General features: G+C 55.7%; 16 protein-coding genes and 1 tRNA gene. 6 read left to right on the top strand and 11 right to left on the bottom strand.

Annotated elements, in window-relative coordinates:
• Nucleotides 1-33: 33 nt before the first annotated feature.
• Genes B5G40_RS08615 through B5G40_RS08605 form a run of 3 tightly spaced genes read right to left on the bottom strand, consistent with a single transcriptional unit; the run spans nucleotide 34 to nucleotide 1,875 of the window.
• Nucleotides 34-585, bottom strand: coding sequence for a GNAT family N-acetyltransferase (locus tag B5G40_RS08615; protein WP_343286729.1), 552 nt, complete (start codon nucleotides 583-585; stop codon nucleotides 34-36).
• Nucleotides 582-1,556, bottom strand: a complete 975-nt coding sequence (locus B5G40_RS08610; protein WP_087399349.1) for an HAAS signaling domain-containing protein — start codon at nucleotides 1,554-1,556, stop codon at nucleotides 582-584. The genes B5G40_RS08615 and B5G40_RS08610 overlap by 4 nt, the downstream gene beginning before the upstream one ends.
• Entirely contained in the window at nucleotides 1,549-1,875 is a 327-nt protein-coding gene (locus tag B5G40_RS08605; protein ID WP_087265538.1) for a PadR family transcriptional regulator, read from the bottom strand. Before B5G40_RS08605 ends, B5G40_RS08610 begins: the two co-directional genes overlap by 8 nt.
• 248 nt (nucleotides 1,876-2,123) lie before the next feature.
• Between B5G40_RS08605 and B5G40_RS08600 the strand changes: the two genes are divergently transcribed.
• The 4 genes from B5G40_RS08600 to B5G40_RS08585 all read left to right on the top strand — a co-directional run bounded on the left by B5G40_RS08600 (nucleotide 2,124) and on the right by B5G40_RS08585 (nucleotide 8,385).
• Nucleotides 2,124-5,060: an acyl-CoA dehydratase activase gene (locus B5G40_RS08600; RefSeq protein WP_087399348.1), complete on the top strand. Its 2,937-nt coding sequence runs from the start codon at nucleotides 2,124-2,126 to the stop codon at nucleotides 5,058-5,060.
• A gap of 19 nt (nucleotides 5,061-5,079) precedes the next feature.
• Nucleotides 5,080-6,390 carry a 2-hydroxyacyl-CoA dehydratase gene (locus tag B5G40_RS08595; RefSeq protein ID WP_087265535.1) on the top strand — a complete coding sequence of 437 codons (1,311 nt, stop codon included), beginning with the start codon at nucleotides 5,080-5,082 and terminating at the stop codon, nucleotides 6,388-6,390.
• Nucleotides 6,383-6,946 (top strand): GNAT family N-acetyltransferase, encoded by a 564-nt coding sequence (locus B5G40_RS08590; RefSeq protein WP_087399347.1) that lies wholly within the window; start codon nucleotides 6,383-6,385, stop codon nucleotides 6,944-6,946. The genes B5G40_RS08595 and B5G40_RS08590 overlap by 8 nt, the downstream gene beginning before the upstream one ends.
• A 98-nt stretch (nucleotides 6,947-7,044) precedes the next feature.
• Nucleotides 7,045-8,385, top strand: a complete 1,341-nt coding sequence (locus B5G40_RS08585; RefSeq protein ID WP_087265530.1) for an MATE family efflux transporter — start codon at nucleotides 7,045-7,047, stop codon at nucleotides 8,383-8,385.
• A gap of 54 nt (nucleotides 8,386-8,439) precedes the next feature.
• Here B5G40_RS08585 and B5G40_RS08580 read toward each other — a convergent pair whose 3' ends face one another.
• From B5G40_RS08580 to B5G40_RS08570, 3 genes are read right to left on the bottom strand one after another with little or no spacing between them, the layout of a single operon-like run.
• On the bottom strand, nucleotides 8,440-9,663 hold the full coding sequence (locus B5G40_RS08580; protein WP_087189413.1) for an aspartate kinase: 1,224 nt from the start codon (nucleotides 9,661-9,663) through the stop codon (nucleotides 8,440-8,442).
• 52 nt (nucleotides 9,664-9,715) lie between these two features.
• Nucleotides 9,716-10,927 (bottom strand): homoserine dehydrogenase, encoded by a 1,212-nt coding sequence (locus B5G40_RS08575; protein WP_087399346.1) that lies wholly within the window; start codon nucleotides 10,925-10,927, stop codon nucleotides 9,716-9,718.
• A 27-nt stretch (nucleotides 10,928-10,954) separates the two neighbouring features.
• Nucleotides 10,955-11,395: an ACT domain-containing protein gene (locus tag B5G40_RS08570; protein WP_087189411.1), complete on the bottom strand. Its 441-nt coding sequence runs from the start codon at nucleotides 11,393-11,395 to the stop codon at nucleotides 10,955-10,957.
• A 174-nt stretch (nucleotides 11,396-11,569) separates the two neighbouring features.
• Here B5G40_RS08570 and ytvI point away from each other — a divergent pair, with 174 nt between their 5' ends.
• Nucleotides 11,570-12,652: a sporulation integral membrane protein YtvI gene (gene ytvI / locus B5G40_RS08565; RefSeq protein WP_087399345.1), complete on the top strand. Its 1,083-nt coding sequence runs from the start codon at nucleotides 11,570-11,572 to the stop codon at nucleotides 12,650-12,652.
• Between the two features lie 32 nt (nucleotides 12,653-12,684).
• Here the strand turns inward: ytvI and B5G40_RS08560 are convergent, their stop codons facing one another.
• A complete protein-coding gene (locus tag B5G40_RS08560) occupies nucleotides 12,685-13,074 on the bottom strand; it encodes a PaaI family thioesterase (protein WP_087189409.1) in 390 nt (129 codons plus the stop codon).
• Between the two features lie 10 nt (nucleotides 13,075-13,084).
• Nucleotides 13,085-13,654 (bottom strand): xanthine phosphoribosyltransferase, encoded by a 570-nt coding sequence (locus B5G40_RS08555; protein WP_087189408.1) that lies wholly within the window; start codon nucleotides 13,652-13,654, stop codon nucleotides 13,085-13,087.
• 810 nt (nucleotides 13,655-14,464) lie between these two features.
• Between B5G40_RS08555 and B5G40_RS08550 the strand changes: the two genes are divergently transcribed.
• Nucleotides 14,465-14,558 (top strand) — tRNA-Ser (locus B5G40_RS08550).
• Between the two features lie 40 nt (nucleotides 14,559-14,598).
• Here the strand turns inward: B5G40_RS08550 and B5G40_RS08545 are convergent.
• From B5G40_RS08545 to B5G40_RS08535, 3 genes are all read right to left on the bottom strand, one after another.
• A complete protein-coding gene (locus B5G40_RS08545) occupies nucleotides 14,599-15,885 on the bottom strand; it encodes a tyrosine-type recombinase/integrase (RefSeq protein ID WP_071428856.1) in 1,287 nt (428 codons plus the stop codon).
• 147 nt (nucleotides 15,886-16,032) lie between these two features.
• Nucleotides 16,033-16,275: a helix-turn-helix domain-containing protein gene (locus B5G40_RS08540; RefSeq protein WP_071428857.1), complete on the bottom strand. Its 243-nt coding sequence runs from the start codon at nucleotides 16,273-16,275 to the stop codon at nucleotides 16,033-16,035.
• Complete coding sequence (locus tag B5G40_RS08535; protein ID WP_071428858.1) at nucleotides 16,268-16,645, bottom strand: type II toxin-antitoxin system PemK/MazF family toxin; 378 nt, start codon at nucleotides 16,643-16,645, stop codon at nucleotides 16,268-16,270. The genes B5G40_RS08540 and B5G40_RS08535 overlap by 8 nt, the downstream gene beginning before the upstream one ends.
• Nucleotides 16,646-17,216 lie beyond the last annotated feature (571 nt).

Here is a 17,216-nt window from a genome sequence, read left to right as displayed (position 1 = left end):
GCTATCAGAGCATTGGACAAACTGGAGATTGTCTTAAAGTTTTAATACGGCAATCTGTTCCTCTCCGTCTTTTTCTCCGGTCTCTATAAATCCAAAAGAGGCATACAGCGCTTTGGCTACCACATTTTCTGGCTCATATGACAGCCAGCAGTAATCAGCTTTACCGCAGGGAAATGTTCGGATAAAACTTAGCGCAAGTTCTAGCGCCTGTTTCCCGTATCCCCTGTTTTGATGGTTCTTATCAATCATCAATCTCCACAGGTTATAATTCCCATCTGCTATGGCAGGCGCATCTTTCCAGTAATCATCTTTATCATAACCGATCATCACAAAGCCGACGGGATTATTACCTTCAAAAATTCCAAACGGGAAAGCATATCCATTGGATGTAATAGCGATATACGCTTCGATCATGCTGATATCATTGCTGGCAACAAAACTTTTCTGAATATCTGAGACATTTAACTTTAAAATGTCCCAGATATTTTCACCGTTTATTTTTTCCAGATGAATCATTTTATTTACCTCTGCAAATCCCGATTCTCTGCTAGAAAAGTCAAATATGATCTCAACAGAAAGACTCATTGAAATTCCAGACTGACATCTCCTGTGCCGCTGGTCAGGGAGAGAGACCGGTCCCCATTGCCGCCCGTGGCGGTAAAGGTGAAGGGAGCCGCTGTCTCCCCATTCAAGCGGATGTCGCCGGTGCCTGTGCTCAGCTGCCAGGCGTAGTCGGACTGACTGCCTGTGACCTTCAAAGTTACATCGCCTACGCCGGTGGAGAGGTCGGCCGTCCCCAATGGAGCCGACACATCCAGATCGCCTACGCCGCTTTCGACGCTCAGCTTGCCGCTGACGGTGCAGCCATCCCAGTCCACATCGCCCACGCCGATGCCTAGATCCGCCTGCTCCAATGCTGTGCCCTTTGGGACAGTGATCAGGATCCGCACATCAGGAGAACTTTCGCCGGAGGCGATGTTGTCCGAGACGCTCCAGACAGAGAGGGTATCGCCGTTCTGGCTGTACTTCAATTTCTGTGTGGTGTCGTAGCGGCTGTCCCACCCACGGTTGATCAGACGCAGGTGCCACTGGTCGCCTTCCTCCACCTGAACGTTGCCCAGGCCTATTGAAATGTCCAGTTTTGTGAAGGGGTCCACTTCGCCCTCCCAATCCCCCTGAATGTCAGGGGTTTGGACGGCGTCCGCCGTTTGGCCGGGAAGGAGGACAGAGTCGGAGGGATCGGGCCGGACCAGGAGAAAATAGAGGAGAAGGGCCAGAACGACAGCTCCGCAGAACACTATGATTGGTAAGAAAGCCCGATTTTTTTGCTTGCCAGGTTGGGGCGCAGGCACCTCTTCGGTCGGCTCGTTCCGATCCTTCAGCACTTGCTCCGCCGCCGAGGCGGGGGAGCCCAGACGCTCAGCAACGGTCTCCTCATCCTCTTCGGAATCGGCAAAATAGGCCTCATAGTAGGAGAGAACATCGTCCAGTTCCTCCGGCGGCAGCTTGCCCGCCAGAATGTCATGCAGTTCTTTTAAAAATTCTGCCTTATTCATGGTTCTCCTCCTTTTCCCCCAGCAGAAGCGCCTCGATCTGGCTGCGGTAGCGTACCCATTCCTCTCGATAACCGGACAACAGCGCCCGGCCGGCCGGTGTGATGGCGTAATAGCGCCGGTTGCGGCCCTGAAAGGGCTTGTCGTAGACGGTGAGGCAGCCGCTCTGCTGCAGCCGCCTGAGGACGGGGTATAGGGTGGATTCCGATAGCTCCACCTGTTCTTTCATGCGCTGGGTCAGACGGTAGCCATAAGTGTCCCCCTCATCCAGAACCGCCAGTACACAGGCATCCAGCAGAGGAGCGCCCAAAGGAAAGGTCATATCCAAGGCCTCCTTTCATTCTAATAATATTATATGACGTATAATATTACTTGTCAACATAGATGTTGCGGTCAGAAGGCGTTGGTAAAAATGCGTCAGCGGCCTAGGATAGAAGTCGGATTTTTAGGCACAATTCTTTCCGGATACGGAACATCCTGTATTTTCGAGGTTTGGTCTTGTAAAAAAATTTTTTTTGTTATATTATGATGGATACGAAATTCTTTATAATAAGGATACCAGGTGAATCTATGAGTCTGCGGATTGGAATTGACATTGGTTCCACCACGGTAAAAGTGGTGGTGTTGGACGAGGAGAACAAGCTGCTCTTCCGCTCTTATGAACGGCACTACTCCAAGGCCAGAGAGCGGGCAGCGGAGACTCTGCGTTCCATCGAAGAAAAGCTGCGGGGCCAGCAGGTGCGTATTGCCATCACCGGCTCCGCCGGTCTGGGCGTGGCCAAAGCGGCGGACATCGACTTCGTGCAGGAGGTGTACGCCACCGCTGCCGCTGTCAACACCTACATACCGGATACGGATGCCGTCATCGAGCTGGGCGGCGAGGACGCCAAGATCATCTTCTTTGGCGGTGCACTGGAGGAGCGGATGAACGGCTCCTGTGCCGGCGGTACCGGTGCTTTTATCGATCAGATGGCCACTCTGATGAACGTCACGGTAAACGAGTTGGATCAACTCTCTCTCAAACATGAGAAGATCTATCCCATTGCCTCCCGCTGCGGCGTGTTTGCCAAGAGTGACATCCAGCCTATCCTGAACCAGGGCGGACGGAAAGAGGACGTAGCGGCCTCTATCTTCCAGGCGGTGGTGGACCAGACGGTGGCCGGTCTGACCCAGGGCCGTGAGCTCAAGGGTAAGATCGTCTTTCTGGGCGGCCCCCTCCACTTCCTGCAGGGCCTGCGTCAGCGCTTTGTGGAGACCCTGAAGCTGGACGAGGCCCACGCCATTTTCCCGGAGGACGGCGATTGCTTTGCCGGCATCGGCGCAGCTCTGTGCGCCACCGATTTTGCCGAGTGCTCCTTTGACGAGATGCTGGACCGGCTGGAGAAGAGCGTGGATAATGTGGGTCTGGTGGATACCATGCCGCCTCTGTTCCAGAACCAGGCTGAGTATGATGCCTTCCTGGCCCGCCACAATGCCATGCATCCCCCGGAGGTGGACATCAACACCTATTCCGGCGATGCCTGGCTGGGCATTGACGCCGGCTCTACCACCACCAAGATGGTGCTGATCACTGCCGATGGCGGTCTGCTGTACACCTACTACCACTCCAACCTGGGCAACCCGGTGGCCATTGTGCTGGACCAGCTGAAGGAGCTTTACAACCTGTGTGGTGACCGCATTGTCATTAAGGGTGCGGCTGTCACCGGCTACGGTGAGGATCTGATCAAGAACGCCTTCTCCTGCGATGCCGGTCTGGTGGAGACGGTGGCCCACTACATTGCCGCCCGTCACTTCAACCCCGACGTGGATTTCATCATCGATATCGGCGGCCAGGATATGAAGTGCTTCAAGATCCGCAACGGCGCTGTCGATTCCATTATGCTCAACGAGGCCTGCTCCTCCGGTTGCGGCTCTTTTATCGAGACCTTTGCCAAGGCGCTGGGCTACAACATTGCCGACTTCTCCAAGCTGGGTCTGCTGGCTCAGCACCCGGTGAACCTGGGCTCCCGCTGCACCGTGTTCATGAACTCCTCGGTGAAGCAGGCCCAGAAGGACGGTGCCAGCGTGGAGGACATCTCCGCCGGCCTGTCCATCTCCATCGTGAAAAATGCCGTGTATAAGGTTATCCGCGCCGCCAATGCCGACGACTTGGGCAAGCACATCGTGGTACAGGGCGGTACCTTCCACAACGACGCGGTGCTGCGTGCCTTTGAGCTGGAGCTGGGCCGCAATGTGACCCGGCCCACCATCGCCGGCATCATGGGCGCTTTCGGCGCGGCACTGGCTGCCCGGGACCTCCATCTGGACAAGAGTTCCATCCTGACGGCGGAGGATCTGAAGACCTTCTCCCACACAGCCAAGCCGGTGACCTGCAACCTGTGCACCAACCACTGCTCTTTGACCGTCAACACCTTTGACGGCGGTCGGCGGTTCATCTCGGGCAACCGGTGCTCCCGGCCTCTGGGCAAGGAGCGCACCGAGAACCCCGACCTGATGCACTATAAGTACAAGCGGCTGCGGGCCCTTCACGGCAAGGGCGCCGGCAACGGCGTCCGGGGCCGGATAGGCATCCCCTTTGGCCTGAATATGTACGAGAACCTGCCCTTCTGGTTTGAGTTCTTTACCCGCCTCAACTTTGAGGTTGTGCTGTCCCCTGAGTCCTCCCGTAAGCTCTATCTGAAGGGTCAGCACACCATTCCCTCCGATACGGTGTGCTATCCCGCCAAGCTGCTCCACGGTCATGTGGAGGCCCTGGTGGAGGAGGGGGTGGACGCCATCTGGTACCCCTGTATGTCCTACAACAACGACGAGGGTATCGGTGACAACCACTATAACTGCCCGGTGGTGGCCTATTACCCTGAGCTGCTGGCTGCCAACGTGCCCATGCTCAAACAGACCAGGTTCCTCAATCCCTATGTGGGCCTGTGGCGCCATAAGGACTTTACCAAACGCATTGCCGTGATTATGGAGCAGGAGTTCAACATCCCCAAGCGGGAGACTGAGGCGGCTGCCAAGGCGGCCTACACGGCCTATGACACTTACCTCCACGATGTGCGGGAGACGGGCAAGCGATACATTGAGTATGCAAGGGCCCATGATATGCCCATCATTGTGGCCTGCGGCCGGCCCTACCACATTGACCCGGAGATCAACCACGGGATCAATGATCTGATTACCTCTTTCGGGTTTGTGCTGGTTACCGAGGACGCCCTCAGCTATCTGGAGGGTTACGCGCCCCGAAAGGTGCTAAATCAGTGGACCTTCCAGTCCCGGATGTACAATGCCGCCCGCTATGTGTGCACCCAGCCTGATATGCAGGTGGTACAGCTGGTCAGCTTCGGCTGCGGTACTGATGCCATTACCACCGATGAGATGCGCGACATTCTGGAGAGCGGCGGTAAGCTGTACACCCAGCTGAAGATCGACGACATCAGCAATCTGGGCGCCGTTACCATCCGGGTCCGTTCTCTGATGGCGGCTATGGACGCCCGAAAGCACCAGGACTGAGAAAGGAACCTTCGTTACTATGGCAGAACTGATTTATGACAAGACGGGGCGGCTGCTGTTCACCAAGGAGATGAAGGAGGAATACACCATCCTCTTTCCCACCATGCTGCCCGTTCACTTCGGCCTGATCGCCCGGATTATCGAGCGGGAGGGCTATAAGCTGGAGATGCTCACCACCAACCACCGCAACATCGTGGACGAGGGGCTCAAGTACGTCCACAACGACACCTGCTACCCCGCCCTGCTGGTCATCGGCCAGCTCATCGACGCGGTGAAGAGCGGCAAGTACGACCCCCACAAGGTGGCCCTGCTCATCACCCAGACCGGCGGCGGCTGCCGGGCCTCCAACTACATCCACCTGCTGCGCAAGGCTCTGGTGAAGGCGGGGCTGGAGTATATCCCCGTCATCTCCCTGAACCTGTCCGGCCTGGAGCACAACCCCGGCTTCAAGCTCAATCTGGACATCATCCGCAAGGCCATCTTCGGCCTGATGTACGGCGATATCATCGTCCAGTCGGCCAACCAGGTCCGCCCCTACGAGGTGGAGGAGGGCCAGACCGAGCGCACCATCGAGGAGGTGGAGAACCACCTGCTGGAGGAGATGGAAAAGGGCAAGGGCCTGTCCTTCAAGAGCATGGTGGAGAACTTCGACCACATCGTGGCCGCCTTCAAGGCCATCCCGGTACAGGGCGAGCCCAAGGTCCGGGTAGGCGTGGTGGGGGAGATCTACATCAAATACTCCCCCCTGGGCAACAATAACCTGGAGCAGTTCCTCCTCTCCGAGGGGGCGGAGCCGGTGGTGCCCGGCCTCACCGACTTTATCATCTTCAAAATCTATAACCGGGAAGTGGACGTGGATATCTACGGCGGGAAGCTGGCCAAAAAGGCCGCCTGCGCCGCCCTGCGCCACTACATTGAGAAGTGCCAGCGGGCCATGATTGATGCCATGAAGCGAGGCGGCTTCCGTGCCCCCGGTACCTTCCAGGATCTGCGCCGGCTCATCAAGGGCTATCTGGGCGAGGGCAACAAGATGGGGGAGGGGTGGCTGCTTACCGCCGAGATGCTGGAGCTCATCCACTCCGGCACCCCCAACATCGTTTGCACCCAGCCTTTCGGCTGCTTGCCCAACCACATCGTGGGTAAGGGCATGATCCGCAAGCTGAAGGACGACTATCCCAGCTCCAACATTGTGGCCATTGACTACGACCCAGGCGCCACCAAGATCAACCAGGAGAACCGCATCAAGCTGATGCTGGCCAACGCCCGGGCTCTGGCCCGGCAGGCAGCTCAGCAGGAGCCCGAGACGGCAGGGGAAGAGGTCCATGTCTGATCCCCTGCGCTTTGTAGATGCCTGCTCAGAAGTGCATTTTGCCGCCATGAGTGCCATTCATTGCAGAGGCTGGAGGGCGGCCTATCCGGGCTTTGTGCCGGAGGACTACCTGAGCGAGGTTATCACGGAGGAGCATTGGATTCCGTTTTTCCGGGAAGACTACGCCACCAAGAGATGCAAAGGACTTTTGCTTTACGAAAATGACGTTCCTGTAGGGTGCTGTAATTACGGCCCCATCCGCAGCGGCCCCAGTCCCCGCCAAAGCGAAGGATTGGTAATTGATTCCTCCAACTACAGCGGGTGGGGTGAGGTGATTTCCCTTTATGTTGAGCCTGCCAGAACCGGTTGCGGGTATGGAGGATTGCTTCTGGAGGAGGCGGCTCGCCGCCTGAAAGAGGCGAGCTATCCAGGCTGTACGCTGTTTGTTCTGAAGGAGAATGAAGGGGCCCGCCGGTTCTATGAGCGGCACGGCTTTGTATGGGACGGCACCATTCAAAAGGTGCCCTTTCCTCATGATATGGTGTGCAATGATTTGCGGTATATCAAAACTTTATAAGTATCCAGCGGGCTGCCACGCCGCTGGAGGAGAATAGATCGGGGCGTGCGTCAGCACGCCCCGATTTTTACAGAAAGAGAATCATAGGAGGAATTTGGGTGGAAGAGAACAAGATGGCGGTGATGCCGGTACGCCGGTTGCTGATCAATATGTCCTGGCCCATGATGCTGTCCATGCTGATCCAGGCCCTGTATAATCTGGTGGACAGCCTTTTTGTGGCCAACCTGAGCCGGGACGGTTTTGAGGCGCTGGCGCTGGTATATCCGGTGCAGACGCTGATGATCTCGGTATGTGTAGGCGTAGGTGTGGGCTTCAACGCGCTGCTGGCACGCAGACTGGGGGAGCGGCGGCAAGCGGAGGCCGATCAGGTGGCGGCCAACGGCTATTTTGTCTACTTTGTCTGCTGGCTGGTCTTTCTGATCCTGGGAGTTGGCTTTGCCCGGCCTTTCCTGTGCCTGTTCTCAGATGTGCCTCAACAGATTGAATATGGAGTGCAGTACCTCTCCATTGTCACCGGCCTCTCCATCGGTGTGTGTATGCAATTTGCCGGCGAACGTACCCTGCAGGCCACAGGAGATACCGTGGGGCCCATGATTATTCAGGGTATCGGGGCGGTGGTCAACCTGATTCTGGACCCGCTGTTCATATTCGGCATCGGCCCCTTCCCGCGGCTGGAGGTTGCGGGGGCCGCTTTGGCTACCGTTCTAGGTCAAATTGTGGGCCTGGTGGCCAGCTTCTGGATGGTGCGGCGCAGCAAGGTGGTGAAACTCTCTTTCCGGGGCTTCCGGCCCAACGGGGAGATCATTCGTATTATGTTCAAGGTGGGCTTTCCTGCCATTGTCATGCAGTCGCTGTCCAGCGTTATGAACGTTGGCATGAACCTGATCCTGCGCCTGTTTACTCCCTTTGGCGTCTTTATCCTGGGTGCTTATTACAAGATCCAGTCCTTTATCTTTATGCCGCTGTACGGCATGAACAATGCCTTGGTGCCCATCGTCAGTTTTAACTACGGCGCCAAGAGCAAGGAGCGCATCACCGGCACGGTGCGCTTTGCTATGGTGCTGACGGTAATCATTATGGGTGTGGGGACCTTGTTCCTGATTTTCCTGGCTGGACCGCTGATGACTCTGTTTGACGCCGACGGTGAGCTGCTGGCGGCTGGTGCGGTGGCCCTTCGTATGGTTGCGCTCTCCTTCCTGTTTGCCGGCATTTCCATTATCCTGTGTTCTGCGCTGCAGGCCCTGGGATCTGCCAACGCCAGTCTGCTGATTTCTTTGCTGCGGCAGGTGATTCTGCTCTTTCCGGCGGCGCTGGCCTTCGGCTGGCTATACACGGATCTGATATGGCTGGCTTTTTTGGTGGCAGAGGTGATTTCCTGCGGAGTGGCGCTGCTGCTCTATCGGGTGGTCTATCACAAAAAAATATCCGTATTGCAATAAAAAATGCTGGCCCGCGCAAATGCGCGGGCCAGCATTTTTTTATTGTATGAACGATCAGTTACCGCCAAACTCATGGAAGAAACGGTCGTGGATGACCTGCACGGCCCGATCAGCCTCAGGCAGATCCACCAGGACGGATACCTTGATCTCGCTGGTGGAGATCATATTGATATTGATCCCGGCGTTATACAGAGCTTCGAACATCTTGGCGGCCACGCCGGGATTATGGATCATGCCGGCGCCCACAATGGAGACCTTGGCAATGGAGTCATTGACGTCGATATGGTCAAAGCCCAGCGCGCCCTTGTGGGCCTCCAGAATCTCCTTGGAGCGATCCATATCCTGCTTGCCCACGGTAAAGCTGATGTCCTTGGTGTTGTTGCGGCCGATGGACTGAAGGATGATATCCACGTTCACCTTCTCTTTTGCCAGCAGAGAGAAGATCTTAAAGGCGATACCGGGCTGGTCAGCCAGCCCCACAACGGCCAGACGGGCCACGTTCTTGTCGCAGGCCACCCCGCTGACGTGCATTTTTTCCATGGTTTTTGCAACCTCCTTGACTTTGGTGCCGGGCTTGCCGGAGAAGCTGGAGAGAACCTCCAGATTGACGCTGTAGCGTTTGGCCATTTCCACCGAGCGATTGTGCAGGACCTGAGCGCCCAGAGTAGCCAGTTCCAACATTTCATCATAGGTGATCTCTTCCAGCTGGAAGGCGCCGGCCACATGGCGGGGATCGGCGGTGAACACGCCGTCCACATCGGTGTAGATCTGGCACAGATCAGCGCGGAGGGCAGCAGCCAGAGCCACGGCGGAGGTGTCGGAACCGCCCCGGCCCAGCGTGGTGATGTCGTCGTACTTGTTCAGACCCTGGAAGCCGGTGACGATGACGATGGCCTTCTTATCCAGTTCTGCCAGTACACGCTCGGTGTCCAGCCGCTTGATGCGGGCGTCTCCGTAGACGGAGTTGGTGCGGAATCCGGCCTGCCAGCCCGTCAGGGAGATGACAGGGTAGCCCATGGCCTCGATGGCCATGGCGCACAGAGAGCAGGAGATCTGCTCTCCGGTGGAGAGGAGCATATCCATCTCTCGCTTGGAGCCGTTGGGGTTGATCTCAGCGGCCTTGGCGATCAGGTCGTCGGTGGTGTCCCCCTGGGCGGAAAGCACGGCCACAACACTGTGGCCCCGGCGGTAGGTCTCGGTGATGATGCGGGCCACGTTGCGGATGCGGTCTGCATCAGCCACGGAGCTGCCGCCGAATTTCTGTACAATGAGTCCCATTGGTATTTGTACCCCCTAAATCAGGTGAAATCTCTTACGATATCCTATGCGCTCAGTCCAGCACACGGAACACGGAGCAGGGCTTGAGCCCCGCCAGCTGGCTGTCCAGTGCGGAACGGGTCATGGACGGTGTCAGGAAAGCAAATTCATTTTCCGGTGCTCCGGCACGGGGCAGCAGAGCACAGTCGGGGAAGGCAGCCTTCACGGCCTCCAGCGTGCCCTCCACTCGGACATACCAAACGCTTTCCAGGTCGGTGGGGGAAACGGCCACATCGTCGCCGCCCTCGGCCCATACCATCCGTTTCTTGGCGTCCTTATGGCGGGCGGCATCAATGACGTCGGCCACCACGGCGGAGGCAGTGGGAAGCTTACCGGCGCCCCGACCGTAGAACATGACATCGCCGATGGCGTTGCCCTTGACGGCGATGGCGTTGAACACATCCTCCACGCCGGCCAGAGGATTCTCCACATCTACCAGGTGGGGAGCCACAAAGGCGCACACCTTTCCATCGGGGCGACGGATGGCGCGGCCCAGCAGTTTGATCTTCTTGCCGCAGGCGTCGGCATAGGCCACATCGGCCAGCGTGACGCCGGTAATGCCCTCGGTGGGCACTTGGCTGGGATAGACGTGTCGGCCAAAAGAAAGGGAGGAGAGGATGCAGATCTTGCGGCAGGCGTCGTGTCCTTCAATGTCGGCGGTGGGGTCCTGTTCGGCGTAGCCGTTCTGCTGGGCTTCCTTCAGAGCGGCATCAAAGCTGAGACCGGCCCGGATCATCCGGGTCAGGATATAGTTGGTGGTGCCGTTGAGGATGCCGGCGATCTCCTCAATCTCATTGGCGGCCAGACACTGGTTCAAGGGGCGGATAATAGGGATACCGCCGCCTACGCTGGCCTCAAACAGATAGCTGACGCCCTTCTCCTGGGCCAGCTTGAGCAGCTCACAGCCGTGCTCGGCCACCAGCTCCTTGTTGGAGGTGACCACGCTCTTTCCGGCGGCCAGAGCCCGGCGGGTGAAGTCCAGGGCTACCTTGGCGCCGCCGATGGTCTCCACCACAATATTGACCTCGGGGTCGTTCTCGATGATGCTGAAATCGTGGATGACCTTGTCGGCAAAGGGACTGTCGGGGAAGTCCCGTACGTCCAGAATATACTTCAGGCGAATCAGATCGTCCACCTTTTTATCAATGTGAGGGCCGTTGGTGGCGAGGACCTCCGCCACACCGGAGCCTACCACGCCGAAACCCAGGATCGCTACGTTCACCATTACAATGCCTCCTTACTCCAAAGGGTATTACCCTGATATCACTTCGCTGCGCAGGACGCCTTCCACCTTCAGCAGCCGCTCCAGCAGCTCCTCCATGGAGATCTGAAGACCGGAGGTCTCGGCGCCAATGGTTACTGCCGCGCAGCCGCTGACCGGGATGGCCTGGTTGATGGTTAGAATATTTCCGCCGGTGATGGCAAAGATATTCAGGACCGCGGACAATACGCCCGGCTCATCTTTCAGTACGATCTGGAAGGTGACGATCCGTCCATGGAGCATATCGTTGAACGGCCGGACCGCATCCTTATACTTATAAAAGGCGCTACGGCTGATCCCGACCCGGCGTACGGCCTGATTGACTGCTCCGGCCTCGCCGGTTTCCAGCAGACGCTTGGCTTCCGCCACCTTCAGAAACACTTCAGGCAGCGCGCTGGCCTCTACAATGAAATAGGCTGGTGCCTTGCCCATTCTATGGACCTCCTCTTGTCCGTGACAGAAAAGCATTTGTTCTTGTATTGGAGCCTATTTTAGCACAATAAAGTCTTGGCTGCAAGGGCCAAGTTTTTCTGACGCGCCGATATCTTCCAGATTTTTGGCGAGATTTTCGTCATATTATACATAATTCGGAAGGAGGGCGTCTTTATGAGGGAGGACAGGTACCTGCGGCGTGTGATCCGCCTGTTGTGGATCGGACTGGTTTTGGCGGCGGTTTGGGCGGGCGCACGGTGGGTATTGCCCTGGTTGGCGCCCTTTTTGGTGGCCGTGGTGCTGGCATGGCTGCTGGAACCGGTTGTGAGCTGGCTTATCCGGTTCCTGCGGTTGCCCCGCCGGTGGGCGGCTGCCCTATGTGTGCTGGCTGCGGCGGGAGCGGCAGGAGGCCTTGCGGCATTGCTGGCCTGGAGGCTGTGGTATGAGCTGATGGGGTTGCTGGGACGGCTGCCGGGGCTGTTGACAGAGTTGAATGGCTGGGCAGAACAGGCGGAGGTATGGCTTTATCGTCTTTTTGTGGCGCTGCCTGCGGAACTGCGGGAGCCAGCCAGACAAGCGGTGGAAGAAGCGGTCCGGGGCATTCTGGCATTTCCGTCCTGGGCAGGGGAGACCCTGGCAGAAGGGGCGGGCGGACTGCTGACTGCACTGCCGGCCGCAGGGCTGTTTCTGTTTACTGCCTTCCTGGCGACTTATTTCCTCATGGCAGGCCGCCCCGGTCTGCAAGCGGCCGCCCAACAGCTGCCGACGGCGTGGCAGGAACGGATGAAACGCTGGCAGCGGGCAGCGTCCGGAGCGGCAGGCAGTTGGCTGCGGGCCCAGGGAATTCTCATCCTCCTTACCTTTGGAGAACTCTCTGTAGGCCTTTTGGTGCTGCGGGTGGAGCCGGCACTGCTGCTGGCTGGGATGATTGCCCTGGTGGATGCACTGCCCATTTTCGGAAGCGGAGTAGTGTTGCTGCCCTGGAGTCTGGTTTCTCTGTTGGCAGGAAGGACACCCTTAGGCCTGGGGTTGCTCCTTCTTTATGGAGTGGTCACACTGGTTCGGGGGGCACTGGAACCACGCTTGCTGGGGAAACGTATCGGGTTGCCGCCCCTGGTGTCGCTGGTCAGTATGTATGTGGGATTTCAGATCTTTGGTGTGGCAGGTATGATCCTGATGCCGGTACTGACTATGATTGCCTGGCAGATCTGGCTGGACCGGGATGTGGTGATGGATAAGAAAGAGGGACGGCCTTGAAGCCGTCCCTTGCACGCCTTATCATGAAGAACTCAGCGCTGCCCGATGCAGAAGAAGGTGAAATCACCGGTAGCCAGCAGAGCTCCGCTTTCATCTGTGATTTCAACATCAGCCTGACAGGTACTGCGGCCCCGGTGTCGGACCACGGCCCGGGCGGTTACGGTACCGCTGCGGGCGGAACGGATGAAATTCAGGCCCCCGTGCAGGGTGACGTAATTTCTTCCATCGGTACGGCAGGCGGTTCCGCAGGCGCTGTCAGCCATCGTATAATAGGCACCGCCATGAAGCAGGCCGTAAGGATTCAGGCTGTCTGGTCCCAACGTGAGTACAGACTCGCCGTGGTCTGGACCGGAAGAGCTGGAATGAATGCCGTTGAAAAGTGCAAATGCGTTAGGCAAAAGTGCGTTGGTGGTGTTTTCCATGGGGGTCTCCTTATGCTAGAATGATTTGACCGTGCTCAATGGCCTGTACAGTGGCCAGGGCTTCGACCCGGATTCCCATCCGACGCAGGACACGGCCGCCCTCCCGCATGGACTTTTCGATAGCAACGCCCACACCTGCGACTTCTCCACCCGCTTTGGATACCAGCTCCAGAAGGCTGAGCATGGTCTGTCCGTTAGACAGGATGTCGTCGACCAACAGAACCTGATCCTCTTCGGTCAGATATTTCTTGGATACCCGCAGGGTGTAGGACTTGTCCAGAGAAAAGGAGTGGGTGTCCGCAGAGTAAACGTCAGGATCGATGTATCCGGTTTGAAATTTTTTGGCGTAGATCACCGGCACACCCAGCGCCCGGGCGGTAAAGCAGGCAAGGGCGATTCCGGAACTTTCTGCTGTCAGTACTTTTGTAATGTGCTGACCACGGTATCGCTTGGCAAGGGTGGCGCCCATACGCTCCATCAATTCCATATCCATGCAGTGGTTGAGGAACATATCCACATGGATAATGTCGCCTTCTCCCACGATCGCTTCGCTGAGTATGCGTCGTTTTAGTTCTTCCATGATCTCCTCCTGCATATATTGCCAGGTTGCTTACATACAGCACTGATTATATCTTATTTCATACCTGGCTGCAATATTGACAAGCGAACAAAAATGAGGTATCTTATACATTACGGCGCCAAACCAGATAGTGTTGGCGAAGTGGATTTAGAAATGCAGCGGTATCGAAGCGGTCATAACGGGGCTGACTCGAAATGGATGGGGTCTTAGGTCGCTTTGTCCGCGAGAAGTGATTGATTTTCAGCTGTTTCCAGTCTTTTTACTCACTTATCCCTGCGTAGTTCTCTCCAACAGTTCTCTCCAATTCTCTCCCGAATGAGGATGGAGCGCCTGTGGGAGTGACCGATTTGGAGATGTACCCAAGTGGTTGAAGGGTCCGCACTCGAAATCATGTTTCCACTTTGGAAGTCCAAACTGCCGAAAAGCCAGTAACCATGCGGGTTTGCGGGCAAGTTCAAATCGTGAATTGGGGTCTGTTCTATCCTGTTGTTCTTCCCAATTTCCACGGCTTGAATTTTGCGGGAAAATGGCTATAATGAGAGCAGCCATCTGACGGCCACTTTGAGAGGTGTATTTTGGGGTTCCGTAGTTACCGCTATCGTCCCTGATTTACCGTCATCATCCAAGTTGGTGTAATGATTCGAAATCAGGTTTCCTATGCGGAGTGCCAAACGGCTGAAACCCTTGGAACCATGCGGGTTCCAGCCGAGTTCAAATTGAATAATGTTGCTTGTTCTATCCTGTTGTTCTTCCCGATTTCCACCGGCTGAATTGGTCGGCGGGTCGGGACCAGGGATATAACATAAATTTGGAGATGTACCCAAGCGGTTGAAGGGTCCGCACTCGAAATGCGGTAGGTCGGCTCAAAACCGGCGCGAGAGTTCGAATCTCTCCATCTCCGCCATGAGGTCTGCCAGCGAAAAGCTGGTAGACCTCTTTCTTTTTTATGGAGAAACCGCCGATAGGTTTTGCAGCATGGGCGCCACAATGTCCTGCTCAATGGCTGCGGCGGATTGTTTTTTCGTGGCATATTGCAGATGCCCGTAAATATCCACCGTTGTTGAGATCTCACTGTGTCCCAGCCACTCCTTTACCTGTTCCATCGGAACACCGTTGGCCAGCAAAAGCGAGGCACAGGTATGGCGAAGATCGTGGAAACGAATGTGCCGTAAATTGTTCTTGGCAAGCAACTTCCCAAAGGTCGAGGACACATAGTTGGGTTTAATAAGATTGCCGATCACATCGACACAGACATATCCCAGATATTCTTTGTTGTAGGAACGCCCGCACAGCTTGCGATTTTCTTCCTGCTGTTTCTTGGCCTCCAGCAACCGCTCTTTCAAAAAAGGAATCAATGGATAAGTCCGCAGACTGGATTTGTTTTTTGCCTTGTCCTTCTTAATCGTGACCCGTTCTCCCTTTACATTGCAAGTTGTTACCGTATGCCGGATGGAGAAGCAGTTATGGTTGAAGTCAAAGGCACTCCATTTCAGACCGATAACCTCACTGCGGCGCAGGCCGTAAAAAGCAGTCAGAAGAACTACCAGTTCGATCTTATGCCCCTTGATGACTTCAAACAGATTCAGGACTTCCGAATCCAGGTAGTAGTCACCCTTGAAGGGTTCAGGCTTGGAAATGATAATCCGGTCAGCCGGATTGCTTGGAATCAGATTTTTGTCAACCGCATAATTCAACGCCCCATGAATCAGAGCGTGGTAATGCTTAACGGTGGTCGGCTTGACCCGTTCCAATTCTTTCTCATAAAAAGCGAGAATATCTTGTTTGGTAAGGTCACAAAGGGCGACAGGATGCTCTTGGAAATACGGGGCGATGGGGTTATTAAGCTGCTGTTCGTATCCCGAATAGGTCGAGAGTTCGATGGGCTTGCTGTCCATCACCCGTCCGGTAGCAGACTTGTACTTGTACTCAAGCCACTGGTACAGGAAATCCACAAAGGAAATCTCTGCGGATGACGGGCCAGACGGAGAAGCCGACTGCTGTGAGGCCGCAGCCTCCTGAAGCAGCTTTTCCGTCCATTCCTTTCGGATGGTGGGAAGCATATTGTTTGCCCAGGTCTTGTTACCCTTAACTTTCTTATGGGTGGGAATCCATTTGGGCTTTCTCTTACCGTTTTCATCGGTAAGGTTTAGAACCCAATAGAGATACCCTTTTTTCTCGGCCACATGGCCGGAGATTAGTTTGCTGTTTTCTTGCAGGTGTACCGCTGGCATACTGATCTGTTCCTCCTTTTGCGGTATTGAGTTCACCTACCAATGACACCTTTATTGTATCATCGGACAGAACAAAACTCCAGGTAAATCCGCGTCAGAATTGTTAACTTTCTGCGTCTATCCGGTGAAGATCGACACCATAGCCTGCTACTCTGCAAAAGTGGAGCAGGTGATTTTCAAATAACGAAGAATGTGGGCTTTGGGGATGCGATAAGCCCGTCCAATTTTCAGGTACTCAATTTTCCTGTCTTTAAGTAACTTGTACCCGGTTTTTGTACTGACGCCAAGCGCCTCACACATTTGACCAATGTCCATCACATCAGGGTAGTCTTTTAACATCAATCGGTAGGCATCTCTGGGAGAGAGTAGGCCGCCGTCATTTTCATACATTGTGAGTCCTCCTTTCGTTGGGGTATCCTATGCCGATGCTGATTGCCAGGGCTGCATCTATCTCCAGCATTTTTTCTTTGCTGATACGCCCAATGTAACCACGGAGCCGCTGCCGGTCTATTGTCCGCAGTTGTTCCAACAGAAGCAGAGAGGTAGGCGCAAGCCCCGGCACATTCTCAAGTAGGATATGGGTAGGCAGACTGTTCTTCGCTTTTCTGCTGGTGATGGCTGCCGCAACAACGGTAGGACTAAAGTGATTCCCCACATCATTTTGGATAACAAGGACAGGGCGGATGCCGCCTTGCTCGGAGCCGACCACCGGGTTCAGGTCTGCATAGAACAGATCGCCACGCCGGATAGCCTTTCGCATAAGCTGACCTCCTGAATATTAAGTAAGCCGGAAACAGGGCAGGCCATAAGACCTGCCCCATTTCCGGCGAAATATAAAATCCGATTTGTTTTCTTGCTATGTGCCATTTGTCCTTGACACCCCGCACATATTGGGAAGTCATCAGCGGCCAGCAGCGAACCGGCCCACGGGAATCTCACCCCTCCGAGGATCTCTCCGAGCTGCCCCCATTGCGTGATCTGTGGCTGGACAGGAGTACCATTATACCCCTTTCCGATCATGGCCGCGCCGGGTGCTGCCCGGTTTTTACAGGCTGCCGTTACTCGCTCATACGGGACAGGATTGTATGCAAGACCAATTATGATAATCAGGTGGGATCTGCTCATCATGTCCGTATATCATGGCGCGGCCCCTGAATCGGCTTTTGCTCCTCGCACTGGAAAGGGGGATGTTACTGATGAATGAGTATGTGGTTGTCAACGCCTCATGAAATGCCATCACAGCTGAGAATGAAAATATAGTCTGTGCGTTAACCGAAGGATTTGCTAAACTGAATACAGCAGGCGTAGTCCGGTTGCACCTTGGTGGATTT

The organism is Flavonifractor sp. An9 (assembly GCF_002161245.1).
GTDB classification, from domain to species: Bacteria; Bacillota; Clostridia; order Oscillospirales; family Oscillospiraceae; genus Flavonifractor; species Flavonifractor avicola.
The sequence above is the reverse complement of the archived record's forward strand: the minus strand, read 5'-3'. Positions and strand labels throughout refer to the sequence as shown.

Bases quoted from the DNA above. Each gene is read 5' to 3' on its own strand.
- B5G40_RS08615 (WP_343286729.1), bottom strand. From the start codon at position 585: ATGAGTCTTTCTGTTGAGATCATATTTGACTTTTCTAGCAGAGAATCG.
- B5G40_RS08610 (WP_087399349.1), bottom strand. From the start codon at position 1,556: ATGAATAAGGCAGAATTTTTAAAAGAACTGCATGACATTCTGGCGGGC.
- B5G40_RS08605 (WP_087265538.1), bottom strand. From the start codon at position 1,875: ATGACCTTTCCTTTGGGCGCTCCTCTGCTGGATGCCTGTGTACTGGCG.
- B5G40_RS08600 (WP_087399348.1), top strand. From the start codon at position 2,124: ATGAGTCTGCGGATTGGAATTGACATTGGTTCCACCACGGTAAAAGTG.
- B5G40_RS08595 (WP_087265535.1), top strand. From the start codon at position 5,080: ATGGCAGAACTGATTTATGACAAGACGGGGCGGCTGCTGTTCACCAAG.
- B5G40_RS08590 (WP_087399347.1), top strand. From the start codon at position 6,383: ATGTCTGATCCCCTGCGCTTTGTAGATGCCTGCTCAGAAGTGCATTTT.
- B5G40_RS08580 (WP_087189413.1), bottom strand. From the start codon at position 9,663: ATGGGACTCATTGTACAGAAATTCGGCGGCAGCTCCGTGGCTGATGCA.
- B5G40_RS08575 (WP_087399346.1), bottom strand. From the start codon at position 10,927: ATGGTGAACGTAGCGATCCTGGGTTTCGGCGTGGTAGGCTCCGGTGTG.
- B5G40_RS08570 (WP_087189411.1), bottom strand. From the start codon at position 11,395: ATGGGCAAGGCACCAGCCTATTTCATTGTAGAGGCCAGCGCGCTGCCT.
- ytvI (WP_087399345.1), top strand. From the start codon at position 11,570: ATGAGGGAGGACAGGTACCTGCGGCGTGTGATCCGCCTGTTGTGGATC.
- B5G40_RS08560 (WP_087189409.1), bottom strand. From the start codon at position 13,074: ATGGAAAACACCACCAACGCACTTTTGCCTAACGCATTTGCACTTTTC.
- B5G40_RS08555 (WP_087189408.1), bottom strand. From the start codon at position 13,654: ATGGAAGAACTAAAACGACGCATACTCAGCGAAGCGATCGTGGGAGAA.
- B5G40_RS08545 (WP_071428856.1), bottom strand. From the start codon at position 15,885: ATGCCAGCGGTACACCTGCAAGAAAACAGCAAACTAATCTCCGGCCAT.
- B5G40_RS08540 (WP_071428857.1), bottom strand. From the start codon at position 16,275: ATGTATGAAAATGACGGCGGCCTACTCTCTCCCAGAGATGCCTACCGA.
- B5G40_RS08535 (WP_071428858.1), bottom strand. From the start codon at position 16,645: ATGCGAAAGGCTATCCGGCGTGGCGATCTGTTCTATGCAGACCTGAAC.